The following is a 25,009-nucleotide window of genomic DNA, read 5'->3' as shown; positions in this document are numbered from 1 at the left end:
TTAGGCAAGCCCCTCGGTGGGCGGAAGGTGGCGATGGACCATAAAATTTATTCCAGCCAGGAATAAATCTGGACAGCAACAGGAGACAGACCATGGACCGCCTCGATGCCATGCAGATGTTCGTGCGCGTGGTGGAGACCGGCAGCTTCACCAAGGTGGCGCGGGAGTTCGCCACCACGCAGCCCACGGTGACCAAGCAGGTCGCCGCCATGGAGGCGCACCTGAAGGTGCGGCTGCTCAACCGCAACACGCGCGGCGTGAGCCTGACCGAGCCCGGCGCGCTGTACTACGAAAAGTGCAAGGCCATCGTGACCGATGTGGCCGAGGCCGAGAGCGTGGTGCGCGTGCGCCAGACACAGGTGCACGGCCAGCTGCGCGTGGGCAGCTCGGTCGCGTTCGGGCGGCGCGTGGTGGTGCCGCTGGCGCTGGAGTTCATGGCGCAGAACCCGCAGGTGCAGCTGGACCTGAGCTTCGAGGACCGTTATACCGACCTGGTGGCCCAGGGCATCGACGTGGCGATCCGCCTGGGCAAGCTCGCCGACTCGGCCCTGGGTGCGCGCACGCTGGGCATGAACCCCTGGGTGCTGGTGGCCTCGCCCACCTACCTGCGCCGCCACGGCACGCCGCGCCGGCCGTCGGACCTGAAGGACCACGCCACGCTGATCTACAGCAGCGTGCAGGGCAACGACCTGTGGCGGCTGCGCAATGCGAGCGGCGAGGCGGTGTCGGTGCCCGTCACGGGGCGGCTGCGCTCCAACAACCTCTCGGCCCTGCTGGCGGCGGCGCGCGCGCACATGGGCATCGCGGCGCTGCCGCACTACGTGGCGGTCGAATCGCTGGCCGCCGGGCGCGTGGTGGAGGTGCTCAAGACCTGCCGCCTGCCCGAGCAGGAGATCCATGCGGTGTACCCGTCGCCGCGCCTGGTGCCGCAGAAGGTGCAGGCCTTCGTCGCGTTTTTGCAGGGGCGCTTCGGCAAGGACTGGGTGGCGTCCTTGCCGCGCGAAGGCTTGTCAAAAAAGTGAGCTGCCCGCGCTTGCCAGTCAACGGTTTCAGGCATTTATTGCTTGAAACCCTGGCAAGACAAGCGCGAGCCGCTACAAAATCAGGATCGCCCGGAAGTCGTTGACATTGGTGTGCGTGGGCCCCGTGATGACGAGGTCGCCCAGCGCCTCGAAGTAGCCATAGGCGTCGTTGCGGTCCAGGTGGTCCGTGACGGAGAGGCCCTGCGCGGCAGCGCGCGCCAGGGTGTCGGGCGCGACGCGGGCACCGGCGTTGTCTTCCACGCCGTCGATGCCGTCCGTGTCCGCCGCCAGCGCCCACACGCCCGCCTGCCCTTGCAGCGCCTGCGCCAGCCCCATGCAGAACTCGCCCGCCCGGCCGCCCCGGCCCCTGGGGGCGCCAGGTGGCCGCTGCCGCACGGTGACGGTGGTCTCGCCGCCCGAGAGGATCACGCAGGGCCGCGCGAACGGCTGGCCGTGGCGCGCCACGGCACGGGCCAGCGCGGCGTGCACCTTGCCCACCTCGCGCGATTCGCCCTCGATCTCGTCCGAGAGGATGTAGGCCGGCACGCCCGCCGCGCGCGCGGCCTCGGCCGCGGCCTCCAGCGACTGCTGCGGCGTGGCCGTCATGTGCACGGCGTGGCCTGCGAACACGGCGTCGCCGGGCTTGGGGGTTTCCAGATCACCCGCCTCCAGCGCGGCACGCACGCTGTCGGGGATGTCGATGCGATAACGCGCCAGGATGGCCAGCGCGTCCGCGCAGGTCGTGGCGTCGGGCACGGTGGGGCCGCTGGCGATGACCGAGGGGTCGTCCCCCGGCACGTCGCTGATGGTGAGCGTGACCACGCGCGCTGGCGCGCAGGCCGCCGCCAGCCGCCCGCCCTTGATGCGCGAGAGGTGCTTGCGCACGCAGTTCATCTCGTCGATGGCGGCGCCGCTCTCCAGCAGCGCCTTGTTGATGCGCTGCTTGTCCTCGAGCGTCAGGCCCTCGGCCGGCAGCGTGAGCAGGGCCGAGCCGCCGCCCGAGATCAGGCACAGCACGAGGTCGTTCCCGGTCAGCCCCCGGGTGCATTCGAGCATGCGCTGCGCGGCGGCCAGGCCCGCCGCGTCGGGCACGGGGTGGGCGGCCTCCACCACTTCGATGCGCTGCGCCAGCCCCTCGGGGCGCGGCGGCGTGTGGTGGTAGCGCGTGACCACGAGGCCCGACAGCGGCGCGTCGGCGGGCCACAGCGCCTCCACGGCCTGCGCCATGGCGCCACCGGCCTTGCCCGCGCCCAGCACCAGGGTGCGGCCGCCGCTCTCGCGGCTGGGCGGCGCGGGCAGGAAAGCTGCGGTGTTGTGCAGCGGCAGCGCGCGGCGCACGGCCACGCGGTACAGGTATTCGAGGAAGTCTCCGCCCTGGCGGACGGGATCGGGCACGGGGTCGTTGCGGGTCATGGGTGGTCTCCGCGGGCGATTGTGGCGCACCACGCCCGGCGATACCCCGCGCGCAAGTCAAAAGAACTTCAACCGCCCACGCCGGCGGCAGGGCTCCACGCACCCGTGCGGGCGCACTGAGGCCCCTTCCCGGGCAGGCCCCAGCCCGGGATAACCCCATGTTCCGGGCGGCCGCACTTGTCTACAGTTCTTGTATGCAAGATTGATCGCCATGCAAGTTCCTTCCTTTTCAAAGGGTTTCCCATGCTCCGCTTCCTCAACTCCCTGTTTGGCCGGGTGATCCTGGCCCTGATTGCCGGCGTGGCCGTCGGGCTGTTCTGGCCCGATACCGCCGTGCAGCTCAAGCCCCTGGGCGACGGCTTCATCAAGCTCATCAAGATGCTGATTCCGCTCATCGTCTTTTGCGTGGTGGTGCACGGCATCGCCGGCACAGGCGACCTCAGGCGCGTGGGCCGCGTGGGCGTCAAGTCGCTGATCTACTTCGAGGTCGTCACGTCCATCGCGCTGGTGCTCGGCCTGGCGCTCGCGTTCTGGTTCGAACCCGGCGTGGGCATGAACATCGACCCCAAGGCGCTCGACCCCAAGGCCATGGGCGCCTATGCGGAAAACGCGAGCAAGCTCACCGGCGGCGGCTTCAGCGACTTCTTGCTCAAGCTCATCCCCACCACGGCCGTGAGCGCCTTCGCCAATGGCGACGTGCTGCAGGTGCTGCTGTTCTCCATCGTCTTCGGCTGCGCGCTGGCGCTGATGGGCGAGCGTGGCGCGCGGGTCACCACCCTCATCGAAGACCTGTCGCACGTGCTCTTCAAGACCATGGGCCTGATCATCAAGCTGGCGCCGCTGGGCGTGCTGGGCGCCATCGCCTTCACGGTGGGCAAGTACGGCATCGGCTCGCTCAAGCAGCTGGGCATGCTGGTGGTGCTGTTCTATGCGGCGGTGTTCCTGTTCGTGGTGGTGGTGCTGGGCCTCATCATGCGTTTCTCGGGCTTCAGCCTGTTCAAGCTGCTGCGCTACCTGCGCGAGGAGCTGGCCGTGGTGTTCGCCACCACCTCGTCCGACAGCGTGCTGCCGCAGATCATGGCAAAGCTCAAGCACCTGGGCATCCGCGATTCGACCGTGGGCCTGGTCATCCCCACGGGCTATTCGTTCAACCTGGACGCTTTCTCGATCTACATCACGCTGGCCGCCGTGTTCATCGCCCAGGCCACGAACACGCCGATCTCGATGGCCGACCTGCTCACCATCCTGGCGATCTCGCTGGTCACGTCCAAGGGCGCGCACGGCGTGCCGGGCTCGGCCATCGTGGTGCTGGCCGCCACGCTGCAGGCGATTCCCGCCATCCCGGCCATCGGCCTCGTGCTGGTGCTGTCGGTGGACTGGTTCATGGGCATCGCCCGCGCCCTGGGCAACCTGATCGGCAACTGCGTGGCCACCGTGGCCGTGGCGGCCTGGGAAGGCGACATCGACCGCGAACGGGCCCACGCCGTGCTGGACGGCCGCGAGCCGCCGCTGCCGCGCGCCTGACAGGGCCCCGCCCCCCCACCACGCGACAATCCGGCCATGAGCATCAACCAGACCCAGATCACCCAGCAGGTGGTGGAATCCATCCTCGCCCAGAAGCTCGCCCCGGGCGAGCGCCTGGGCGAGCAGGAACTGGCCGATCTCTTCGGCGTGAGCCGCACCCTGGTGCGCGAAGCCCTCATGCAGCTGCAGGCGCGCGGCTTCGTCGAGGTGCGCCCGCGCCGGGGCTGGTATGTGGTGGAGCCCTCGGTGGAGGACGCGCGCGATGCCTTCTCGGCACGGCGCATCATCGAGTCGGGCATCCTGGCGGACGCGGGCCGGCCGCTGCAGGCCGTGACGCGCCGCCTGCGCGCCCACATCGCGCAGGAACAGCAGGCCATCGAGGGCGCCGACGCCGCGACGCGCGCCTTCCTGCTGGCGGACTTCCATGTCTGCCTGGCCGAGGCGATGGGCCACCGCAGCCTCAGCGACATCCTGCGCGACCTCACGGCGCGCACCACGCTGGCGGCGTCGCTCTACCAGTCGCGGCACGAGGCGAGCCAGTCCTGCGCCGAACACGCGGCCATCGTGCAGGCGCTGGAGGCCGGCGACACCGCCCTGGCGCGCGAACGCATGCTCACGCACATCGGCCATGTGGAAGGCGCGCTGAACCCCACCGAGCCCCTGGTGCGGGACCGCCTGCGCGACTCGCTCACACCGCTGGGCAAGCGCGCGCCGGCCGGTCCCTAGCGGCCGGGCCGCCCCCCTCCCTTGCGGCGGCCCCGGCCGACCGCTCCTTTTTTTCGTGCGGCGCGCGAGGCCCTGGCACGCCCTAGGGTTTACCTTGATCAACGGCCGGGCTAATGTGTATACGATTTTTGTATGGACAACTGTGCACCATCTGATGCGCCGTCTCCACCCCTGAATCCCCACACCCCCGTCAACCCAAAGGAACCTCCCATGCACCCGCCCGTACATCCCGTGGACGAACATTTGCCGGTGGGCCGGCTCACGGCCCTGGGCCTGCAACACGTGCTGGTGATGTATGCCGGCGCCGTGGCCGTGCCCCTCATCGTGGGCCGGGCCCTCAACCTCACTCCCGACCAGGTGGCCAAGCTCATCTCGGCGGACCTGTTCGTCTGCGGGCTCGTCACCCTGATCCAGGCCCTGGGCGCGTCGCGCTGGTTCGGCATCCAGCTGCCGGTGATGATGGGCGTGACCTTCGCCTCCGTCGCGCCCATGGTGTCGATGGCGCAGAGCACGGGCGGCACGGCCGGCGCCGGGCTGATCTTCGGATCGGTGATCGGCGCGGGGGTCATCTCGATCCTGATCGCGCCCCTGGTCAGCCGCATGCTGCGGTTCTTCCCCCCCGTGGTCACCGGCACCATCATTGCCACCATCGGCATCAGCCTCATGCGCGTGGGGATCAACTGGATCTTTGGCAACCCGGTGGGCCCCACGGCCCCCAGCATGGTGAACCCCGAGCACCTCAAGTGGCTCACCGAGATGCAGTCCGCGGCGGGCGCTCCGGGCTCGTCGCTGCCCCCCGTCCCCAAGGGATTCGCCGTGGTGCCCACGGTGCCCAACCCGCGCTACGCGGACCTCACGGGCGTCGGCATTTCGGCCCTGGTGCTGGTCTCCATCCTGCTGATCGCCAAGTTCGCCAAGGGGTTCATCGCCAACATCTCGGTGCTGCTGGGCATCGTCATCGGCGCCGTGGTGGCCGTGGCCATGGGGCTGATGTCGTTCGAGAAGGTGGCCAAGGCCCAGTGGTTCGACCTGGTCCTGCCCTTCGAGATCGCCAGCCCCGTGTTCGACCCCATCCTGATCCTGACGATGACCCTCGTGATGATCGTCGTGATGATCGAATCCACGGGCATGTTCCTGGCGCTGGGCGAGATGACCGACCGCAAGATCGACCAGAACGCGCTCACGCGCGGACTGCGCACCGACGGCCTGGGCACGCTGCTGGGCGGGATCTTCAACACCTTTCCGTACACCAGCTTCTCGCAGAACGTGGGGCTCGTGGCGGTCACGGGCGTCAAGAGCCGCTTTGTCTGCGTGGCGGGCGGCGTGATCCTCATCGTGCTGGGCGTGCTGCCCAAGATGGCGGCGCTGGTGGAGTCCCTGCCCACCATGGTGCTGGGGGGGGCGGGCCTGGTGATGTTCGGCATGGTGGCCGCCACGGGCATCCGCATCCTGGGCGGCGTGGACTTCAAGAACAACCGCTTCAACGCCATGATCGTGGCGGTGTCGATCGGCGTGGGCATGATCCCGCTGATCGCTCCCAACTTCCGCCAGTGGATGCCACACGCCATCCACCCCCTCATCGAATCCGGCATCCTGCTGGCCTCGATCACGGCCGTGGCGCTGAATGTGTTCTTCAATGGCGCCAGCCGCGACACCTCGGCCGCCGTGAATGCGGCCCGCCAGGCCGACGCACATTGATGGAGGGGCCCGCGGCCGCGCGCCACCCCGGCGCCGGGGCGGGCCGGCGGCATCGGGCAGCCGGCCCCGCCGCAGCAAAACACCTGTGACCAAGGCAGATGGAATGGGCGGCCGAACGCGCAACGCAGAGTGCCTCCGCAACGGCGTGCGCGGGGGCGACGTGGAAGCCCGCAGCCCGCGCAAGCCCCACCCACGCCCGGCCCGCGCTGCCCCTGCCGCTGCGCGGGCCCTCCACGGGCCCCGCGCGCGCCCGGGCGGCCGGTATCCCGCGAGGGGCGGATTCCATGCAATGAAGGCATTAACCCCCATTCCGGCGCCTCCTGCCATGGGGTAAGCTCATTTGGCATTTTGCTGAGCATCTCCAGGATTTCCGTATGACCCAGACACTTTCCGCCGCCGAAGAGGCCCTGCGCGACGCCGCGCGCGAGTACCACCGCAACCCCAGCCGGGGCAAGATTTCGGTCACTCCCACCAAGCCCCTGTCCAACCAGCGCGACCTGTCGCTGGCGTACTCGCCCGGCGTGGCCTACCCCTGCCTGGACATCCAGGCCGACCCGTCCAAGGCGTTCGACTACACCTCGCGCGGCAACCTCGTGGGCGTGATCACCAACGGCACCGCCGTGCTGGGCCTGGGCGACATCGGCCCGCTGGCCGGCAAGCCGGTGATGGAGGGCAAGGGCTGCCTGTTCAAGAAGTTCGCGGGCGTCGACGTGTTCGACATCGAACTGGCCGAGCGCGACCCGGACAAGCTGGTGGAGATCATCGCCGCGCTGGAACCCACGCTGGGCGGCATCAACCTCGAGGACATCAAGGCTCCCGAGTGCTTCTACATCGAAAAGCAGCTGTCCGACCGGCTGAACATTCCCGTCTTCCACGACGACCAGCACGGCACGGCCATCATCTCCAGCGCCGCGCTGCTCAACGGCCTGGAGCTGGTGGGCAAGGACATCGGCGCGGTGAAGATCGCCGTCTCGGGCGCGGGCGCGGCCGCGATTGCCTGCGTGGGCGTGATGGTGGGCCTGGGCGTGAAGGTGGAAAACATCTTCATGTGCGACTCCAAGGGCGTGATCTATGAAGGCCGCCCCGGCGGCTACGACGAATCCAAGGCGCGCTACGCCCAGAAGACCGACGCGCGCACGCTGGCCGACGCCGTCCACGGCGCGGATGTCTTCCTGGGCTGCTCGGCCCCAGGCGTGCTCACGGCCGAGATGGTCAAGACGATGGCCGACAGACCCATCATCCTGGCCCTGGCCAACCCCGAGCCCGAGATCCGCCCCGAACTCGCCAAGGCCATCCGCCCCGACTGCATCATCGCCACGGGCCGCTCGGACTATCCCAACCAGGTCAACAACGTCCTGTGCTTCCCCTACATCTTCCGGGGCGCGCTCGACTGCGGCGCCACGAAGATCACCGAGGCGATGAAGCTTGCCTGCGTGCGCCAGATCGCCGACCTGGCCAAGGCCGACATCAGCGAAGAGGTGGCCAGCGCCTATGCGGGCAAGGAGCTCACCTTCGGCCCGGACTACCTGATCCCCACGCCGTTCGACTCGCGCCTGATCCTCAAGATCGCGCCCGCCGTGGCGAAGGCCGCGGCCGAATCGGGCGTGGCCACGCGCCCCATCACCGACATGGAGGCCTACAAGGAGGCCCTGTCGCGCTTCGTCTACCAGACCGGCATGCTGATGCGCCCCGTGATCAACGCGGCCAAGGCCCTGCCGGACGCGCAAAAGCGCGTGGCCTATGCCGACGGCGAGGACGAGCGCGCGCTGCGTGCCGCGCAGATGGCCATCGACGACAAGATCGCCGTGCCCATCCTGATCGGCCGCCCCGCCGTCATCGCCGCCCGCATCGAGAAGGCCGGCCTGCGCATGCGCCTGGGACAGGACGTGGAAGTGTGCAACCCCGAGGACGACCCCCGGTTTCGCCAGTACTGGGAGCACTACCACCAGCTCATGAAGCGCAACGGCGCCACGCCCGAGGTGGCCAAGGCCGCCGTGCGCCGCTCCAACACCATCATCGCCTCGCTGATGGTCGCCCTGGGCGATGCCGACGCCATGATCTGCGGCCTGGTGGGCACCTATGAAACGCACCTGGAACGCATCCACAGCATCCTGGGCCGCGAGGAGGGCGTGAACGACTACGCCGCGCTCAACGCGCTGATGACCAACCGGGGCACGCTCTTCATCGCCGACACCTATGTGAACGAGAACCCCACGGCCCAGCAGCTGGCGGACATCGCCTGGATGTCGGTGCAGGAGGTGCAACGCTTTGGCCTGCCGGCCAAGGTCGCCTTCCTGTCGCACTCCAGCTATGGCTCGTCCAAGCGCGCCTCGGCCCGCAAGATGCGCGAGGCGCGCGACCTGTTCGTGGCCGCCCACCCCGGGATCGAATGCGACGGCGAACTGCATGGCGATGCCGCGCTGGAGCCCAACATCCGCAACGCCTACATGGCGGACTCCACGCTCACCGATTCGGCCAACCTGCTGATCTGCCCCAACCTGGACGCGGCCAACATCCTCTACAACGTGCTCAAGACCACGACCAGCGGCGGCGTGACCGTGGGCCCCATCCTCATGGGCGGTGCGGCCACGGCCTACATCCTCACCCCCGCCGCCACCGTGCGCCGCGTGTTCAACATGACGGCGCTGGCCGTGGCCAGCGCGGCGGCACGCCCCAAGTAAGGGCACCGCGCCGCGGGTGCAATGCCCGCGGCGCCTGCCAGCCCCCCGGCATGCACCGTGGCGGGGCCTTCAGCGCCGGAGCGGCCGGCGGGTGTGCCTGCGGCGCACCATTTCGGGAAACCCTGCATGCGCGCCTGCACCGCTTCGGTGAACAATGGTCCGCTGCCTGACATTACAACCACCAAAGCGGGCATCGTTTTTGCTGACCCTGACGGCATGGGCCCCGCGCGCCCGGCCCCACCGGTCGGTCGCCGTGTTGCCCTTCCCTCTCGCCTGCCCTTCTTGTTCTTCTTTCTTCGTCCTTGTTCTTCGCTCGCCGCGTCCCTTGCCGTCTTCTGACAGGAGCCCCCATGAAAAAACGCTCGTTCTTGCAAACCACCGTGCTGATGATGGCCGCCACCGGCCTGTTCTCGCTGGCCCAGGCGCAAACGCCCACGCCGATCAAGTTCCAGCTCGACTGGCGCTTTGAAGGCCCCGCCGCGCTCTTCCTGCAGCCCGTGGCCAAGGGCTACTTCAAGGCGGCGGGCCTGGATGTGACGGTGGATGCCGGCAACGGCTCGGGCGGCGCCGTGCAGCGCGTGGCCTCGGGCACCTACGACATGGGCTTTGCCGACCTGGCCGCCGTGATGGAGTTCCACGCCAACAATCCCGACGCGCAGAACAAGCCCGTGGCGGTGATGATGGTCTACAACAACACGCCCGCCTCCGTGATGGCGCTCAAGAAGAGCGGCATCGCCAAGCCGGCCGACCTGGCGGGCAAGAAGCTGGGCGCACCCGTGTTCGACGCGGGCCGCCGCGCGTTCCCCATCTTCCAGAAGGCCAACGCCATCGGCAGCGTGCAATGGACCGCCATGGACCCACCCCTGCGCGAGACCATGCTGGTGCGCGGCGACGTGGACGCGATCACCGGCTTCACCTTCACCTCGCTCCTGAACCTGGAGGCGCGTGGCGCCAAGGCGGCCGACGTGGTGGTGCTGCCCTATGCCGACTTCGGTGTGAAGCTCTACGGCAACGTGATCATCGCGTCGCCGAAGCTCATCAAGGAGAACCCCGCGGCCATCAAGGCCTTCCTCTCGGCCTTCGCCAAGGGCGCCAAGGAAGTGATCGCCAACCCCGGGGCGGCCATCGAGCACGTGAAGGCGCGCGACGGCATCGTGAACGTGCCGCTGGAAACGCGCCGCCTGCAACTGGCCATCGACACCGTGATCAACAGCCCCGACGCGCGCGCCGAGGGCTTTGGCCAGGCCAAGCCCGGCCGCCTGTCGCTGATGGCCTCGCAGGTGTCGGATGCGTTCAACACCAAGACGCGCGTGAACGCCGACGATGTGTGGAACGCCAGCTTCCTGCCCGGCGCGGCCGAGCTGAACATCCTGCCCAAGAAGTGAAACACACCCTGAGTCGCTTCGCGCCTTTCCCCTCTCTCACATGGCTTCGCAATCCCGGAGGGGGCCGCCCCCCATGCGGCGGGGCGGTCCTTGCACGGGGGCGCTGGCTTGAGCCTCGCCAGTTTCGTGCGGGGTGGGTGGCGCTCGGCGCTGTTGAAAACTGAAATGCATGGGCCGCTCGCCCGGCCCGGTGCGCAACCTTTATTTACGGACACCTGATGCAGGCTGCCGATTCCTATTTCGTGGATTTTCGTGACGTCTGGCTCGCCTACAACGACGAGCTGCGCGCGCAGAACCATTTCGCCGTCGAGGCCATCGACCTGCAGGTGCGGCGCGGCGAGTTCATCGCCATCGTCGGTCCTTCGGGCTGCGGCAAGTCCACCTTCATGAAGCTGGCCACGGGCCTGAAGATGCCGTCGATGGGCAAGATCCTCATCGACGGCCAGCCCGTGACCGGCCCGCTCAAGATCTCGGGCATGGCCTTCCAGGCCCCTTCGCTGCTGCCCTGGCGCACCACGGTGGACAACGTGCTGCTGCCGCTGGAGATCGTGGAGCCGTACCGCAGCAGCTTCAAGCAAAAGCGCAAGGAGTACGAGGAGCGCGCGCGCCGCCTGCTGCAGAAGGTGGGCCTGGCCGGCTACGAGGACAAGTTCCCCTGGCAGCTGTCTGGCGGCATGCAGCAGCGCGCCAGCATCTGCCGCGCGCTCATCCACGAGCCCAAGATGCTGCTGCTCGACGAGCCCTTCGGCGCGCTCGACGCGTTCACGCGCGAGGAGCTCTGGTGCATCCTGCGCGACCTGTGGACCGAACAGCGGTTCAACGTGATCCTGGTCACCCACGACCTGCGCGAGTCGGTCTTCCTGGCCGACACGGTGTACGTGATGAGCAAGAGCCCGGGCCGCTTCGTCGTCAGGAAGGAGATCGAGCTGCCGCGCCCGCGCGAGCTGGAGATCACCTACACCAAGGAATTCACCGACATCGTGCACGAGCTGCGCGGCCACATCGGCGCCCTGCGCAAGGCCGGCGCGCCCCTCCAGCAATAGATTGATCCGAGCCTGTTTCCATGCACAAGAAAACCGTAGAACGCTGGTCTCCCTGGATCCTGCTGGTCGCGATCATCCTGCTCTGGCAGATCATCTGCTCGGCCTTCAACGTGTCCGAGTTCATCTTCCCCAGCCCCTGGGCCATCGCCACCCAGTTGGTCGAGTTCGGCGGCGTCATCGCGGGCCACGCATGGCGCACCTTCTGGGTGACCATGGCCGGCTTTGGCATCGCCATCGTGGTGGGGGTGCTGCTGGGCTTCGTGATCGGCAGTTCGCGCATCGCCTACGCGGCGGTCTATCCACTGATGACCGCCTTCAACGCGCTGCCCAAGGCGGCGTTCGTGCCCATCCTGGTGGTGTGGTTCGGCATCGGCGTGGGGCCGGCCATCCTCACGGCGTTCCTCATCAGCTTCTTCCCGATCATGGTGAACATCGCCACCGGCCTGGCCACGCTGGAGCCCGAACTCGAAGACGTGCTGCGCGTGCTGGGCGCCAGGCGCTGGGACGTGCTCACCAAGGTCGGCCTGCCGCGCTCCATGCCCTACTTCTTCGGCTCTCTCAAGGTGGCGATCACGCTGGCCTTCGTGGGCACCACGGTGAGCGAGATGACCGCCGCCAACGAAGGCATCGGCTACCTGCTGATCAGCGCGGGCTCCTCCATGCAGATGGGCCTGGCGTTCGCCGGCCTGATGGTGGTGGGCGCGATGGCGATGGTGATGTACGAACTGTTCAGCTGGGTTGAAAAGCGCACCACCGGCTGGGCCCACCGGGGCTCGCAGGGAGAGTGAAGGCCCGGCCGCGCCGGTAGCGGCGTGCAAGGCCCCGGCGTCACGGGCAGCGCCTCTCTTCTTTACAGCCTGCCGCTATACTCGCCGCCCCGTCGACAACAGGATTCCTTGGCATGCGGTTGGAAGTCTTTTTGCGCCCCCTGGCGCTTGTGGGTTGCCTGGGCCTCGCGGCGTGCGGCGGCACGCCCCCGCAACAGCCCGCCACGCCCGCGCAGGGCGCGGCCGCCACCGGCACCCCATCCCCAGGCGCGCCCATCAAGGTAGGCATCGCCCTGGGCGGGGGCGCCGCCAAGGGCTTCGCGCACATCGGCGTGATCAAGATGCTGGAAGCCAATGGCTTCGCCCCCGCCGTCGTCTCCGGCACCAGCGCGGGCAGCGTGGTGGGCGCGCTGTACGCCAGCGGCATGAATGCGTTCGAGATGCAGGAAAAAGCCGTGGCGCTCGACGAAGCCAAGATCCGCGACCTGCAGCTGTCGTCCGGCGGGCTGGTGCTGGGCCAGAAGCTCGAGGACTACGTCAACGAGCAGGTGCGCCGCAAGCCCCTGGAGCAAATGGCCAAGCCTTTCGTGGTGGTGGCCACCCGGCTCGAGGACGGCGAGCGCACCGTGTTTTCGCGCGGCAACACGGGCCAGGCCGTGCGCGCCTCGAGCAGCGTGCCGGGCGTGTTCCAGCCGGTCACCATCGGCAAGTACCACTTCGTGGACGGCGGCATCGTGAGCCCCGTGCCGGTGGATGCGGCGCGCCAGCTGGGCGCGGACATCGTGGTCGCCGTGGACATCTCCAACAAGGCCCGGGGCCAGTCGCCAGGCAACATGCTGGGCGCGCTGAACCAGTCGATCGCCATCATGGGCCAGAAGCTGGGCCAGGCCGAACTGGCACGCGCCGACGTCATCATCAGCCCCAAGGTGCTGGACATCGGCCCGGCGGATTTCAGCCAGCGCGCCGGCGCGATCCTGGAAGGCGAGAAGGCCGCCCTGGCCGCCATGCCGCAGATCCGCGAACGCATCGCGCAGCTGCAGGCCGAGCGCGCCCGCGCGGCGCAGCAAGCCCTGCAAAAGGTCCTGGAGGCCGAGTACAAGGCCTGCCTGGACAACCGCTCGCGTCTGCAAAGGCTGGCGGGCATGGCGGGGCTGGACGACCCCTGCCCCGCGCCCGGCAGGTAGCCCGCCGGCCCGGCAGGCCCCCGAAGGCGCGGCCCCGCTGCGCGACATGCGCGCCCGGGGCGGTATCGCCCACGTCACGGGACGGCTCCTTGCTGCGGCGTGCCCACCACACCCCCACCGCGCCACCGGGGACCGCCCCGCGCCTCGGGCAGCACGGCGAAAGCCATGCACACATGTCACACAATGTTCTTGGCATGCCCCATGCATGCCGCTGGGCGCAACACACCATGCCCGGAGACAGCCCATGCCTGCCCTCATGTCCGCAGCGCCCCCCCAGCCCGGCGAAGCAGCCGCCCTTGCCGCCAACGACGGCGTGTACCTGCGCCAGGCCATCGCGTGGTCGTGCCGTGCCCGCGCGCGCGGCAACCCGCCGTTTGGCGCGGTGGTGATCGGCGCGCAGGGCGAGCTGCTGTCCGAGGCGTACTGCAACACCGCCGAAACGGGCGACTGCACCGGCCATGCCGAAACCAATGCCGTGCGCCAGATCAGCGCGCGCGTGGACCGCGACACGCTGGCGGGTGCCACGCTCTACACCTCGGCAGAGCCGTGCGTGATGTGCGCGGGCGCCATCTTCTGGTCGGGCATCGGCCGCGTGGTGTTCGGCATCGACGCGGCGCGCCTGCACGCCCTGCAGGTGCCCCGCTCCCGGCAGGCCTATGCGGCAGCAGCAGCCCTCTCGGGGCGCGACGTGCTGGCGGCGTCGCCCCGTTTCATCGAATGCATCGGCCCCGCCCTCGTGGCCGAAGCCAGCGCGCCACACGTGGGGTTCTGGTCGTCCTGAGCGAGAAGGCTTCGCCAGGGCCCGGCGCCTGGGCCGCCACCGCTTGCCCACGGGGCATAATCAGCTACTTATTTAATAGCAAAAGACACCCGCACCATGCCCTGGCACGCGCGCCTGCAGCTGAACTACTCGGTAGAAAACACCCGCACCGTGGCGCGCCATGAGCACAGCGGACCGCTGCGCATCCTGCAGAGCCTGTACCCCGAAGGCGACGCGATTTGCCACAACGTGCTGGTGCATCCGCCCGGCGGACTGGTGGGCGGCGACACGCTGGACATCACCGCCACCGTGGGCCCGGGCGCGCACGGCCTCGTCACCACACCGGGCGCCACGCGCTTTTACCGATCCACCGGCCCGCTGGCGCTGCAGCGCAGCCACCTCACCCTGGCCGAGGGTGCGCGGCTCGAATGGCTGCCGCTGGAGGCGCTGTGCTACAGCGCCTGCAATGCCGAGAACCACCTCACGCTGAACCTCGCCCCCGGCGCCGAATGCATGGGCTGGGACGTGACGGCCCTGGGCCTGCCCCACGCCAACCAGCCGTTCGACACCGGCCGCTTCGCACAGCACCTCGAAGTGCCCGGCCTGTGGCTGGAGCGCGGCGTGATCGACGCGGCCGACCAGCGCCTGCTGAACAGTCCCCTGGGCCTGGCGGGGCACCGCTGCCTGGCCAGCCTGTTCTTTGCCGCCGGCACCCCGCTGGACCGCCCCCGCCGCGACGCCGCCCTGGACGCCGCGCGCGCCGTGGTGGACGGCCATGCACTCCAGGCCAGCGCCGGCGCCACCAGCCCCAATGCGCAGATGGTCGTGCTGCGCGTGCTGGCGCCACAGGTGGAGCCCGCGATGCAGTTGCTCAAGGCCGTGCGCATGGCCTGGCGGGAGGTGCTGTGGGAATTGGAGGGCGAAGCGCCCCGCATCTGGGCCATGTAGGGCCATGTAGGGCCTGCAGGCCTGCTGGCCCGGCCTGGCCAGGGCGGCACACACGGCAGGGCCGAAACCCGGCCGCAGTGCTGCGCCCGGCGGGGCCAGGCCGCGTTCCGTCAGGAGGGCATGGAGCCTGCGCTGGCCCGGGAACGATGGCGCAGTGCCACCAAGGCGGCAATCGCCATGAACACGGCCATCAGGGCCAGGCTCCATTCGGCCAGGGTGGGAACAGCGGTGACGGCAGAGGGCGCCACGGCCCAGGCCCGGGCGGAACCAAATGCCAGCGACCGGCTGGTGTCGGCACCCAGGACGAGAACGCATGAATCCGGCACACCCGCGGGCGAGGCGCCGACGGTGAGGCACTGCGCGTTGTGGTCGACTTCCCCTGTTGCCAGGAACAAGACCCAGGAATGCCGGTCACCCGGCACATGGGGAGAGGTTCCGGTCAGCCAGCGCTGGATCCGGATGTTCGTGGTGGTGATGGCGCCGGAGGCGTTGGTGGATACGTTGAAAAAGAAGATGCGGACGGCCGGGTCTGCACTGGAATAGGTATTGATGCCATCCGAGAAGCTGAAGGCCGTGACCAGGGGCGCCACGTTCGCGGCAGAGAGATTGGCCGCCAGCGGGGCGGAGGTTGTGAACGAGCCTGATGCGCCCATGCTTGTATTGAAGTTCTGGCAGGGACCCGTCACACACAGGGTGAAATTGATGAACAGGTTGTAGTTGCCGGTCGCGGTGGCCACGTAGGTCGTGGGCTGCGCATGGGCCACGGCTGCGGCGCACAGCATCACCAGCGCCGCGAGCCAATTCTTCATACATTCCTTCATGGACCCCCCTCCGCGTTTTGTGAAACAACAGGAGAGGGATCGTATAGGCATTCGCCCGCAATACCTATACGCCGATGGGCCCCCATGAACCCGCCCGATCAGCGGCGGCCCGTCCCGCCGGGGCCCGCTTCGAAAGCAGCCGCCATCCCGGCGGGCGTTTTCGGCAGGCCTCAGGCCGCCGCAGCCGCAGGCACCTTCAGCAAACCATCGGCCTTGAACATCGCGCGGATGCCGCGCACCGCCTGGCGGATGCGGGCCTCGTTCTCGATGAGGGCGAAGCGCACGTACTCGTCGCCCTGGTCGCCGAAGCCGATGCCGGGCGAGACGCAGACCTTGGCCTTGTCGAGCAGCTGGCGCGCGAATTCGAGGGAGCCCAGCGCGCGGTAGGGCTCGGGAATGCGGGCCCAGATGTACATGCTGGCCTTGGGGCAGTCCACGGCCCAGCCCGACTCCGTGAGGCCCTTGTAGAGCACGTCGCGGCGGCGCTGGTACTGGGCGGCGATGTCTTTCACGCACTGCTGGTCGCCCTCCAGCGCGGCGATGGCGGCCACCTGCAGGGGGGTGAAGGTGCCGTAGTCGTGGTAGCTCTTGATGCGCGCGAGCGCGGCCACGAGGTCGGGGTTGCCGACCATGAAGCCCACGCGCCAGCCGGCCATGTTGTAGCTCTTGGAGAGGGTGAAGAACTCCACGGCCACGTCCTTGGCGCCGGGCACTTCCATGATGCTGGGGGCGCGGTAGCCGTCGTACACGATGTCGGCATAGGCCAGGTCGTGCACCACCAGGATGTCGTGCTTCTTGGCCAGGGCGATCACGCGCTCGAAGAACGACAGCTCCACGCACTGCGCCGTGGGGTTGCTGGGAAAGCCGAAGATCATCATCTTGGGCTTGGGGTAGCTGCCACGGATGGCTTTCTCCAGCTCGGCGAAGAAGTCCACGTTGGGCGCCACGGGCACGCTGCGGATGTCGGCCCCGGCGATCACCGCGCCGTAGATGTGGATGGGATAGCTCGGGTCGGGCACGAGCACGGTGTCGCCCCGGTCCAGCGTGGCCAGCATCAGGTGGGCCAGCCCTTCCTTGGAGCCGATGGTGACGATGGCTTCCGTGTCGGGGTTGATGTCCACCGCGTAGCGGTCCTTGTACCAGTGGCTGATGGCGCGGCGCAGGCGGGGGATGCCCTTGCTCGCGGAGTAGCCGTGGGTGTCGGGCCGCTGGGCCACCTCGGTGAGCTTGGCCACGATGTGCGGCGGGGTCGCGCCATCGGGGTTGCCCATGCTCATGTCGATGATGTCCTCGCCACGGCGGCGCGCTGCGAGCTTGAGCTCGGCCGTGATGTTGAAGACGTAGGGGGGAAGGCGATCGATGCGCGCAAAGCGGCGCTTGCCCTGAGAAGCAGACATGCTGGTGAACTTTCACGTAAGCGCCCGGAACCGTCCGAGCGACGTGGCCAACAATGGGGTTGGCCCGGGTTCACTGTAACGCAGAACGCGGTGGCCGGTCTGCAGAGGGCGGCGCTGTAGCGCCGCCGCTACGCTCAGGCCTTGAGGCCCGCCGTGGCGCGCTGCGTGTTCCGCTCGCTGCCCATCGACCACGCGAACATGCCCACGCCGCCGATGCCCAGCAGAACGCCCACCCAGCCAGTGGATGTCCAGCCCATGCCGGCGGAAATCGCCACGCCGCCGAGCCAGGCACCGAGCGCGTTGGCGGCGTTGAAGGCCGAGTGGTTGAGCGCGGCGGCCAGGGTCTGCGCGTCGCCCGCCACGTCCATCAGGCGGATCTGCAGCGCGGGGCCGATGGCGACCAGCGTGCCCAGGAAGAAGGTGGCCAGCGCGGCGGTGACGGGGTGGTGCGCGGCGGGCACGAACAGCGCCAGCACCGCGATGGACCACAGCAGCACCTTGCCGATGGCGGGCATGAGGGCCTTGTCGGCCATGCGCGAGCCCACGATGTTGCCCGCCACCATGCCTAGGCCGAAGAGCGAGAGCACGAAAGGCATGAGCGCGGGCGGCATGCCGGCCACCTCCAGCAGCGTGGGCTTGATGTAGCTGAACACCGCGAACATGCCGCCAAAACCGATGGCGCCGATGCCCAGGGTGAACCACACCTGCTTGCGCGCCAGCGCGCCCAGTTCGCGCAGGGGGCTGGCGCCGTGCGATGCGGGCATGTCGGGCACCCACAGGCGCACCATGGCGACGGCGGCCACGGCGATGAGCCCGACGAAGACGAACGCCGCGCGCCAGCCGAAGTATTCGCCCAGGGCCGCCGCGATGGGCACGCCCACCAGGGTGGCCGTGGTCAGCCCCAGCATGACCCAGCCCACGGCGCGCGCGCGGCGCCCCGGTGGCGCCAGGGCCGCGGCCACGAGGGCGGCCACGCCGAAGTAGGTGCCGTGCGGCAAGCCGGTGAACAACCGCATGGCGCTGAGCGACAGGTAGCCCGGCGCCAGCGCCGATGCGAAGTTGCCCAGCGCATACACCACCATCAGCGCCATGAGCAGCGCGCGCCGCCCCCAGTGGGCGCACAGCACGGCCAGCACCGGTGCACCGACCACCACGCCCAGCGCATAGGCGCTGATGACGTGGCCGGCCTGCGGAATGCTGACGCCGATGTCGCGCGCCACCTCGGGCAGCAGGCCCATGATGACGAATTCGCCCGTGCCGATGGAAAAGCCGCCGACCCCCAGGGCCAGCACGGCGCGCACCAGGGTGCGGTCGTCGGTCGGGGCGTGGGCGAGGGACGACGTGGGAGTCAGGGGCGCGGTCATGGCAGCAGGAACAACAGCAACAAAGGGGCGCTGCACCGGCAGGCGGCGGGCGGCGCAGGCGATGGACGGGGGCGGAGAAGAAACGCAGTTACGGGGGTAAACCCGATTTTTGTAACCATAGCACGCTCCGCGCCGCCCTGCAGGGGCGAGGGCATGTGCAACCCCGGCGCACCGGCCCAGCACGCAAGGCTGCTACGCTGGCGCCCCGACCCCGCCCTTCCTTCCTCCCCACCCAGGACCGCGAATGACGACGACCCAGAGCACGGCAGACCCCATCGCCAGCAGCGTGAAGGTGCTGGCCTTCGACATCTTCGGCACCGTGGTGGACTGGCACGGCAGCATCGTGCGCGAGATGCAGGCGATGTACCCGGCCATCGACGGCGACGCGTTCGCCATCGCCTGGCGCAGCGGCTACCAGCCGGCCATGGCGCGGGTGATGCGCGGCGAGCAGGGCTGGACGCGCATCGACGCGCTGCACCGGGGCATCCTCGACGGCATCCTGCCGCGCTTCGGCCTCGCCCACCTGGCCGAGGCCGAGCGCCAGCACCTGAACCATGTGTGGCAGCGGCTGGACCCGTGGCCCGACAGCGTGGCTGGCCTCACGCGGCTCAAAACCCGCTTCATCCTCACGACGCTGTCCAACGGCAACATCAGCCTGCTCACGCACATGGCCAAGCGCGCGGGGCTGCCGTGGGATTGCGTGCTGAGCGCGGAAGTGTTCAAGGCCTACAAGCCCAGCCCCGACGCCTACCTGGGCGTGGCGCGCGTGTTCGACCTGCGGCCCGGACAGGTGGCGTTGGTGGCCACCCACCACGACGACCTGGCGGCCGCACGCGCCTGCGGCCTGCGCACCGCCTACATCGAGCGCCCGCACGAACTCGGCAAGGCCCGGCCCAAGGACGGGTCGCCCCAGCCCGGCAACGATCTGCATGCCACCGACCTGAACGACCTGGCGCGGATGCTGGGCTGCTGAGAGCGGCGCGTGCCACCCCGCAGGCGCCGCCCCCGCGCCGGTTCCAGCGAGGCCGCCCGCGGAATCCTTGCCGACCCAGGCCGCGGCTACCGCGCCGCCACCAGCAGCTGCACGAACATCTGCACCTTGGCGTTGCACTCGGGGCTGATCGAGGTGAACTCCAGCCCGGCCAGCCACTGCTCGCGCTCGGGCTTGAGCGTGACCACGCGCGCATACACGTCGGTGGCGTGGTAGTCCACGAGCGTGAGGTCGAACTCCACCTTCACCTCGCTGTGCAGCGCCACCGGCTCCGCCACCTCGATCAGCAGGCCGTGGTAGCCGATGTCGCGGATGGCGGCGTGCACGATGTGCGGCACGATGATCTTGTCCTGCATGCGCTGGCACAGGCAGGGCAGGCGCGTGTCCACGCGGTGGCTGCGGCGGAACTCCTGGCGCGGCACCTTGAGCTTGTGCGAGGGGATCGCCACCAGCTCGCGCAGGCTCACCGGCTGCACGCGGCCCTTCACGTACACCTGCATGGGCGCGGTGGCCGACACCAGGCCCCAGCAGCGCTGGTAGGTGGCCTCGCTGATCAGCACCTGCCCGCGCAGGCTGAAGGCCTCGATGCGCGAGGCAAGGTTCACCTCTTCGCCGATGACCGTGTATTCGGAATACAGCTCCGACCCGAAGCGCCCCGCCATCACGTTGCCGGTGTTCACGCCAATGCCCAGAAACACCTGCGGCAGGCGTTCGCGCAGGTGCTCCAGATTCAGGTCACGCATGGCGATCTGCATCTCCACCGCGCACAACAGCGCGCGGTCCACGTCGTCGTCGCGCCCCATGGGCGCGCCGAACAGCACCATGATCGAGTCGCCCATGAACTTGTCGATGCTGCCCTGGTGCTTGAACACCACCTCGCTCAGCCGCGCCAGACAGCGGTTGAGCGCCGCGATGACCACCGCCGCCGGCTGCGATCCCGACAGCGCGGTGAAGCCGCGCAGGTCCGCCAGCAGGATGGTGACCTCGCGCGGTGCCACGGCCAGGCCTTCGGCGGCGGCGCCATCGGGGCATTCGCTGCCGCGCAGGATCGCCGCCATCTCGGCCTGCGCCCCTTCGCCCAGCGGCGCACCGGTCTCCCGCTCGATCAGCGCCTGCAGCCGGCGCACCGCATCGTGGTTGAATTCTTTGTGCATGAGTGACGAGAGGCTGCAAAAACGGCGGCACGGCCCGGCCCCGCATCCGCCGCACGGCCCGCCCGCCAGGCCACCAGAATAGGTGGCGCCCTCCGGCCGGTCAACCGGTGAAAACACCCCGTTGCCCGCCCACACCGCCGCCTGCACCCGCGTGCGGGGGCATGCGCGCCTACTGCTGCGCGCGGCGGCCACTTCAGATGTTTCGAGCCTCTGGCGCTTTCCCTTCAAGCGCCAGTAGCTATCAAAAATATAGCAACAGTTTTCCTGGCCACGGAGCCGGGACCGTCCGCCCTAGCCCACGGTCTGCCGCAGCACGCGCTGGAATTCACCCGACGCCGCGTCGTAGTCCCAGCGGGCGGCATAGCGCGCCCAGCCGCCCTCCGCCGCGCCGGATGCCTCGACCGTCAGCACCACCAGGCTGTTGGGGCTGCCGTGGCGCAGGCGGTACGACACGGCGGTGCCCGCGTGGCTGGCCCACAGCCCGGGCAGGGGGTTAAGCAGCGCAGGCTGGTGGGCGTGGCCCGACAGCAGCATCTGCGCACCGGCGGAGCGCCAGCACTGCAGGGCCTCGTCGGCCCGGTGAGGGCGGTGCGCGCGGTCGGCCGGATCGCGCGCCACCAGGGGGTGGTGGCTGGCCACGATGCGCCAGGTATCGAGGGGGGCGCGGGCCAGGAGGTCGGCCACATGGTGGATCTGGGCAGACGACAGGCTGCCGCGTTCATGCCGCCAGGCACGCGTGGTGTTGACGCCCACCACATAGAACGCGCCCGCCTGCCGCACGGGTTCGTGGTCCACCCCGAACTGGCTCGCGAAACGCTCGTACGACCGCCCCCAGCGCATCCACCAGGCAAACAGCGGCAGGTCATGGTTGCCTGCGAGCACCAGGGTGGAGCGGGCGTGCAGGCCCTGCACAAAACGCCCGGCCTGCTCGAACTGGCTGGCGGTGGCACGCTGCGTGAGGTCGCCCGACACCACCACCATCGACACCCCCAGCCGCTGCGCCAGCCGCTGGGCTGCGGCGCACACATCGGGATCGTGCGCCCCGAAATGCAGATCCGACAGGTGCATCAGGACGTCCATGGGCACTCTCCGAACGGGGCTGGGCGGCCAGGCTGCTGCGTCATGCCGGCAGCATCCCTTCCACCGGAGGGGCGGCCGACGCCCCTTCGTGCTGCACGGGCATGGCAGCCGGCGGCGCGGGCGCGGAGGCATCGTCACGGATCAGCGTGGACGAGGCCACCAGCCACAGCGGCCGCGCGCTGATCCGGAAATGCAGGGGCGGCGCCATCCACGCGCGCTCGCCGTCGAAAGCCACCTTGACCTGCGGCGGGCGCCAGCTGGCCGGGGCCACCGTCAGCTCCGTGCACGCCACGCTGGTCACCGCGCCGTCCCTGTCGAGCTGGCCGGTGGCCGCGTTCCACACCGTGCGCGCCACGGCCCAGCGGCCCTGGGGCTGCAGCAGCACGACGGCCATCTTGCCGCCATCGGCCACCATCTGCGCCTGGGGCAGGCCCATGCGGTCGAGCTGCAGCGGGTTGTTGCCCACGAACAGCGTGGTGACCAGGTGCTCCTCCTGCCGGTCCCGTGCGCCCTCGTGGGTCTTCATCACCACACGCCAGCGGCGGCCGGCCGCGGGCCGGAACATGCTCCACACCGCCGACGCCACGGCCACCAGGCGCGAGCGGCCAAAGCGCCGCGACGCCTTCTCGCGCTCGGCCAGCAGCTTGGGGTACAGGCCGACACTGGCGTTGACCACGAACAGCTGGCGGTTCACATAGCCCACCTGCACGGGGCGCATGTCGCCCGCATGCAGGGCCTGCAGCAGATCCTGCACGGCCACCTCGGGGTCCAGCGCCAGGCCGTGTTCGCGGCTGAAATAGTTGAAGGTGCCCATCGGCACCACCCCCATGGGCACACCCAGGCGCAGGACCGCGGCGGCCACCGCGTTGATGGTGCCGTCGCCGCCCGCGGCCACCACCAGGCCACCGTCGGCGCGCGCGGCATGCGCCGCCTCGCCCGCCAGCGCCACGATGTCGCCGCGCTGGTCCGGCACGTGCCACACCAGGTTGTGCGCCTGCAGGGCCGAGACGCCCTCGAGCTTGGCGCGCAGCAGGTCCAGGTCGGCGCCGGGGCGCCGGGGCACCACCAGGTGGATGGGGCCGTGGGGCCGGGCAGGAACGGGACGCTCTGAAGGTGTCATGAAGAGAAAGGTCTGCAACAGGTGCGGCACCGGACCCGGGCGCCAGGCCGGCACCGTGCTGGCTGCGCGCCGGGGATTACGGTGCGGTCGTCCGATGATGGCGGGCGGGCAGCGCATGCGCAGCCGGTAGCCACGCCTTTGCCCTGTCAGCGCCCGCCGACAGGGCCGGGGCAGCGCCACGGCGCCACGGCGCCACGACGATTCACCCATGCCCGGCAGGGCCGCTGGGAACTCCGGTACAAACGCGGGCTCCCTCCTAGCCTGGCGAAGAAGAAGCTGACGCCGCCCGCAACCCATGACCCTCCCCGCATCCGACATTGGCGCCCTGCTGGCGCAGCACCCCATGGCCTGGTGGTGGGCGGGCACGCTCGCCTTCGCGCTGCTGGGGCTGGGCGGCCTGGCGGGCCTGCGCGGCCTGCGCCGCGCGGCCCCGCCGCTGCGCCGGCTCCTGCCGGCACGGGCGCGCTGGGTGATGATCGCGGCCATGGGCGCGTCGGCCTGCACCCTGGTGCTGGCGGGCGCCGCGATGGCGGAGCTGGCCGACAGCGGGCGCGCCGCCGATGGCCGCTGGGGCGTGCTGGACGACGCCCTTGCCGACGGCCTGCGCGCGCAGGCGGACACCGCCGTGCTGCGCTGGTTCGCCGCGCTCACCCACCTGGGGGACTCGGGGGTGCTGGCCGGGCTGACGCTGGTGGTGGCCCTGGCGCTGTGGCTGCGCCGGCACCGGCTGCTGGCCACGGGCTGGTTCGTCGCCATGGCGGGAAACGGCGCCCTGACCAAAGTCCTCAAGGAGGTGTTCGAGCGTGTCCGGCCCGAGCACGTGCACGGCGTGGCCCAGGCCCAGGGCTACAGCTTTCCCAGCGGCCACAGCAGCGCGTCGATGGTGGCGTACGCGATGCTGGCCTACCTGGCCACGCGGCTGCTGCCCCGCCCCTGGCACGCACCCGCGGCGCTCCTGGCCGGTGCGTTCATCTTCACCACCGGCTGGAGCCGCGTGGTGCTGCATGTGCACTACGCCAGCGATGTGCTCGCGGGCTGGCTGCTGGGCGGCACCTGGATGGTGTGCACGGTGCTGATCATGGAGAGTGTGTCGCGCTGGCGCGGCCCCGCCCCCGGCGCTACGGCGCAACGGCCATGAGCCATCAGATCGCGACGAGGTTGCGGATGCCCTTGGCCTCCATCTCGCTGCCAGGGCCGCGCGCGATGACCTCACCACGCTCCATCACCAGGTAGTCGTCGGCCAGCTCCTGCGCGAAGTCGTAGTACTGCTCGCACAGCAGGATGGCCATCTCGCCCTTGTCGGCCAGCATGCGGATCACGCGGCCGATGTCCTTGATGATGCTGGGCTGGATGCCCTCGGTGGGCTCGTCCAGGATCAAGAGGCGCGGCCCCGGCGCCAGCGCCCGGGCGATGGCCAGCTGCTGCTGCTGCCCGCCCGAAAGGTCGCCGCCCCGGCGGCCGAGCATCTGCTTGAGCACGGGGAACAGCTCGTACAGGTGTGGCGGCACGGGGGTGGCGCCGCTCTTGTAGGCCAGGCCCATGCGCAGGTTTTCTTCCACCGTGAGGCGGCCGAAAATCTCGCGCCCCTGGGGGACAAAGCCGATGCCTGCGCGGGCACGGTCGTACGGCGTGGCCTTGTCGATGGGCTTGCCGTCGAACGTGATGCCCCCGCTCCTGATGGGAACCAGGCCCATGAGGCTTTTGAGCAGCGTGGTCTTGCCGACGCCGTTGCGGCCGAGCAGCACGGTGACCTTGCCGGCCTGCGCCGTGAGGCTCACATCACGCAGGATGTGGGAGCCGCCGTAGTACTGGTTGATGTTCTGGACGGTGAGCATGGTACTTGGAGTGTTTTGGGCCTCTGGCGCTTGTTCATCAAGCGCCAGCAGCTATGAATTTGGAAGCATTCGGTGCGCCTGTGCCGAGTCCGGATT

General features: G+C 69.5%; 21 protein-coding genes. 13 read left to right on the top strand and 8 right to left on the bottom strand.

Translation table 11 applies throughout. The annotated features are described in order from the left end of the window. Positions 1-92: 92 nt before the first annotated feature. The gene (locus AC3RCE_RS06375) at positions 93-1,022 is read left to right on the top strand and encodes a LysR family transcriptional regulator (protein WP_218293605.1); all 930 of its coding nucleotides are present in this window, start codon (positions 93-95) and stop codon (positions 1,020-1,022) included. A 72-nt stretch (positions 1,023-1,094) separates the two neighbouring features. On the opposite strand, the gene AC3RCE_RS06370 is transcribed toward AC3RCE_RS06375, so the two are convergent. Continuing rightward, a complete protein-coding gene (locus AC3RCE_RS06370; RefSeq protein WP_218341476.1) occupies positions 1,095-2,435 on the bottom strand; it encodes a glycerate kinase type-2 family protein in 1,341 nt (446 codons plus the stop codon). A gap of 243 nt (positions 2,436-2,678) precedes the next feature. Between AC3RCE_RS06370 and AC3RCE_RS06365 the strand changes: the two genes are divergently transcribed. From AC3RCE_RS06365 to AC3RCE_RS06320, 10 genes are all read left to right on the top strand, one after another. Then, a complete protein-coding gene (locus AC3RCE_RS06365; RefSeq protein ID WP_218293603.1) occupies positions 2,679-3,959 on the top strand; it encodes a C4-dicarboxylate transporter DctA in 1,281 nt (426 codons plus the stop codon). Positions 3,960-3,995: 36 nt separating this feature from the next. Next, positions 3,996-4,685 (top strand): GntR family transcriptional regulator, encoded by a 690-nt coding sequence (locus AC3RCE_RS06360; RefSeq protein ID WP_492244209.1) that lies wholly within the window; start codon positions 3,996-3,998, stop codon positions 4,683-4,685. Between the two features lie 210 nt (positions 4,686-4,895). Beyond that, complete coding sequence (locus tag AC3RCE_RS06355; RefSeq protein ID WP_218293601.1) at positions 4,896-6,383, top strand: nucleobase:cation symporter-2 family protein; 1,488 nt, start codon at positions 4,896-4,898, stop codon at positions 6,381-6,383. A gap of 374 nt (positions 6,384-6,757) precedes the next feature. After that, the gene (locus AC3RCE_RS06350; RefSeq protein ID WP_218293600.1) at positions 6,758-9,064 is read left to right on the top strand and encodes an NADP-dependent malic enzyme; all 2,307 of its coding nucleotides are present in this window, start codon (positions 6,758-6,760) and stop codon (positions 9,062-9,064) included. Positions 9,065-9,414: 350 nt separating this feature from the next. Beyond that, positions 9,415-10,449, top strand: coding sequence for an ABC transporter substrate-binding protein (locus tag AC3RCE_RS06345; RefSeq protein WP_218293599.1), 1,035 nt, complete (start codon positions 9,415-9,417; stop codon positions 10,447-10,449). A gap of 218 nt (positions 10,450-10,667) precedes the next feature. After that, a complete protein-coding gene (locus tag AC3RCE_RS06340) occupies positions 10,668-11,492 on the top strand; it encodes an ABC transporter ATP-binding protein (protein ID WP_218293598.1) in 825 nt (274 codons plus the stop codon). Positions 11,493-11,512: 20 nt separating this feature from the next. Then, positions 11,513-12,280, top strand: a complete 768-nt coding sequence (locus AC3RCE_RS06335; RefSeq protein WP_218293597.1) for an ABC transporter permease — start codon at positions 11,513-11,515, stop codon at positions 12,278-12,280. A 113-nt stretch (positions 12,281-12,393) separates the two neighbouring features. Beyond that, positions 12,394-13,443, top strand: coding sequence for a patatin-like phospholipase family protein (locus tag AC3RCE_RS06330; protein ID WP_492254745.1), 1,050 nt, complete (start codon positions 12,394-12,396; stop codon positions 13,441-13,443). Positions 13,444-13,687: 244 nt separating this feature from the next. Further along, positions 13,688-14,224 carry a nucleoside deaminase gene (locus tag AC3RCE_RS06325; protein WP_492254744.1) on the top strand — a complete coding sequence of 179 codons (537 nt, stop codon included), beginning with the start codon at positions 13,688-13,690 and terminating at the stop codon, positions 14,222-14,224. Positions 14,225-14,320: 96 nt separating this feature from the next. Continuing rightward, a complete protein-coding gene (locus AC3RCE_RS06320; protein ID WP_492254743.1) occupies positions 14,321-15,151 on the top strand; it encodes an urease accessory protein UreD in 831 nt (276 codons plus the stop codon). Between the two features lie 110 nt (positions 15,152-15,261). On the opposite strand, the gene AC3RCE_RS06315 is transcribed toward AC3RCE_RS06320, so the two are convergent. From AC3RCE_RS06315 to AC3RCE_RS06305, 3 genes are all read right to left on the bottom strand, one after another. Then, a complete protein-coding gene (locus AC3RCE_RS06315) occupies positions 15,262-15,960 on the bottom strand; it encodes an IPTL-CTERM sorting domain-containing protein (protein ID WP_492254742.1) in 699 nt (232 codons plus the stop codon). Positions 15,961-16,142: 182 nt separating this feature from the next. Further along, positions 16,143-17,369: an alanine transaminase gene (gene alaC / locus AC3RCE_RS06310; protein ID WP_492254741.1), complete on the bottom strand. Its 1,227-nt coding sequence runs from the start codon at positions 17,367-17,369 to the stop codon at positions 16,143-16,145. Between the two features lie 134 nt (positions 17,370-17,503). Continuing rightward, a complete protein-coding gene (locus AC3RCE_RS06305; RefSeq protein WP_492254740.1) occupies positions 17,504-18,733 on the bottom strand; it encodes an MFS transporter in 1,230 nt (409 codons plus the stop codon). A 244-nt stretch (positions 18,734-18,977) separates the two neighbouring features. On the opposite strand from AC3RCE_RS06305, the gene AC3RCE_RS06300 reads away from it, so the two are divergent. Beyond that, positions 18,978-19,706, top strand: coding sequence for a haloacid dehalogenase type II (locus AC3RCE_RS06300; RefSeq protein ID WP_492254739.1), 729 nt, complete (start codon positions 18,978-18,980; stop codon positions 19,704-19,706). 86 nt (positions 19,707-19,792) lie between these two features. On the opposite strand, the gene AC3RCE_RS06295 is transcribed toward AC3RCE_RS06300, so the two are convergent. The 3 genes from AC3RCE_RS06295 to AC3RCE_RS06285 form a co-directional block, all read right to left on the bottom strand. Continuing rightward, entirely contained in the window at positions 19,793-20,878 is a 1,086-nt protein-coding gene (locus AC3RCE_RS06295; RefSeq protein WP_218293589.1) for an adenylate/guanylate cyclase domain-containing protein, read from the bottom strand. A gap of 291 nt (positions 20,879-21,169) precedes the next feature. Next, positions 21,170-21,958, bottom strand: a complete 789-nt coding sequence (locus AC3RCE_RS06290; protein ID WP_492254738.1) for a metallophosphoesterase family protein — start codon at positions 21,956-21,958, stop codon at positions 21,170-21,172. Positions 21,959-21,998: 40 nt separating this feature from the next. Next, positions 21,999-23,078 carry a diacylglycerol/lipid kinase family protein gene (locus AC3RCE_RS06285; protein ID WP_492254737.1) on the bottom strand — a complete coding sequence of 360 codons (1,080 nt, stop codon included), beginning with the start codon at positions 23,076-23,078 and terminating at the stop codon, positions 21,999-22,001. Between the two features lie 295 nt (positions 23,079-23,373). On the opposite strand from AC3RCE_RS06285, the gene AC3RCE_RS06280 reads away from it, so the two are divergent. Next, on the top strand, positions 23,374-24,216 hold the full coding sequence (locus AC3RCE_RS06280) for a phosphatase PAP2 family protein (protein WP_492254736.1): 843 nt from the start codon (positions 23,374-23,376) through the stop codon (positions 24,214-24,216). A gap of 4 nt (positions 24,217-24,220) precedes the next feature. Here the strand turns inward: AC3RCE_RS06280 and urtE are convergent, their stop codons facing one another. After that, a complete protein-coding gene (gene urtE, locus AC3RCE_RS06275) occupies positions 24,221-24,913 on the bottom strand; it encodes an urea ABC transporter ATP-binding subunit UrtE (protein ID WP_218341485.1) in 693 nt (230 codons plus the stop codon). Positions 24,914-25,009 lie beyond the last annotated feature (96 nt).

Source organism: Acidovorax sp. GW823-FHT05D11 (genome assembly GCF_058795695.1).
This window is presented reverse-complemented; position numbering and strand designations above follow the sequence as displayed.

Excerpts from the sequence above, each read along its gene's own strand:
- alaC (WP_492254741.1), bottom strand. The coding sequence starts at position 17,369 with ATGTCTGCTTCTCAGGGCAAGCGCCGCTTTGCGCGCATCGATCGCCTT.
- AC3RCE_RS06340 (WP_218293598.1), top strand. The coding sequence starts at position 10,668 with ATGCAGGCTGCCGATTCCTATTTCGTGGATTTTCGTGACGTCTGGCTC.
- AC3RCE_RS06315 (WP_492254742.1), bottom strand. The coding sequence starts at position 15,960 with ATGAAGAATTGGCTCGCGGCGCTGGTGATGCTGTGCGCCGCAGCCGTG.
- AC3RCE_RS06375 (WP_218293605.1), top strand. The coding sequence starts at position 93 with ATGGACCGCCTCGATGCCATGCAGATGTTCGTGCGCGTGGTGGAGACC.
- AC3RCE_RS06355 (WP_218293601.1), top strand. The coding sequence starts at position 4,896 with ATGCACCCGCCCGTACATCCCGTGGACGAACATTTGCCGGTGGGCCGG.
- AC3RCE_RS06295 (WP_218293589.1), bottom strand. The coding sequence starts at position 20,878 with ATGCACAAAGAATTCAACCACGATGCGGTGCGCCGGCTGCAGGCGCTG.
- AC3RCE_RS06365 (WP_218293603.1), top strand. The coding sequence starts at position 2,679 with ATGCTCCGCTTCCTCAACTCCCTGTTTGGCCGGGTGATCCTGGCCCTG.
- urtE (WP_218341485.1), bottom strand. The coding sequence starts at position 24,913 with ATGCTCACCGTCCAGAACATCAACCAGTACTACGGCGGCTCCCACATC.
- AC3RCE_RS06330 (WP_492254745.1), top strand. The coding sequence starts at position 12,394 with ATGCGGTTGGAAGTCTTTTTGCGCCCCCTGGCGCTTGTGGGTTGCCTG.
- AC3RCE_RS06290 (WP_492254738.1), bottom strand. The coding sequence starts at position 21,958 with ATGGACGTCCTGATGCACCTGTCGGATCTGCATTTCGGGGCGCACGAT.
- AC3RCE_RS06350 (WP_218293600.1), top strand. The coding sequence starts at position 6,758 with ATGACCCAGACACTTTCCGCCGCCGAAGAGGCCCTGCGCGACGCCGCG.
- AC3RCE_RS06325 (WP_492254744.1), top strand. The coding sequence starts at position 13,688 with ATGCCTGCCCTCATGTCCGCAGCGCCCCCCCAGCCCGGCGAAGCAGCC.
- AC3RCE_RS06285 (WP_492254737.1), bottom strand. The coding sequence starts at position 23,078 with ATGACACCTTCAGAGCGTCCCGTTCCTGCCCGGCCCCACGGCCCCATC.
- AC3RCE_RS06335 (WP_218293597.1), top strand. The coding sequence starts at position 11,513 with ATGCACAAGAAAACCGTAGAACGCTGGTCTCCCTGGATCCTGCTGGTC.
- AC3RCE_RS06305 (WP_492254740.1), bottom strand. The coding sequence starts at position 18,733 with ATGACCGCGCCCCTGACTCCCACGTCGTCCCTCGCCCACGCCCCGACC.
- AC3RCE_RS06360 (WP_492244209.1), top strand. The coding sequence starts at position 3,996 with ATGAGCATCAACCAGACCCAGATCACCCAGCAGGTGGTGGAATCCATC.
- AC3RCE_RS06300 (WP_492254739.1), top strand. The coding sequence starts at position 18,978 with ATGACGACGACCCAGAGCACGGCAGACCCCATCGCCAGCAGCGTGAAG.
- AC3RCE_RS06280 (WP_492254736.1), top strand. The coding sequence starts at position 23,374 with ATGACCCTCCCCGCATCCGACATTGGCGCCCTGCTGGCGCAGCACCCC.
- AC3RCE_RS06370 (WP_218341476.1), bottom strand. The coding sequence starts at position 2,435 with ATGACCCGCAACGACCCCGTGCCCGATCCCGTCCGCCAGGGCGGAGAC.
- AC3RCE_RS06345 (WP_218293599.1), top strand. The coding sequence starts at position 9,415 with ATGAAAAAACGCTCGTTCTTGCAAACCACCGTGCTGATGATGGCCGCC.
- AC3RCE_RS06320 (WP_492254743.1), top strand. The coding sequence starts at position 14,321 with ATGCCCTGGCACGCGCGCCTGCAGCTGAACTACTCGGTAGAAAACACC.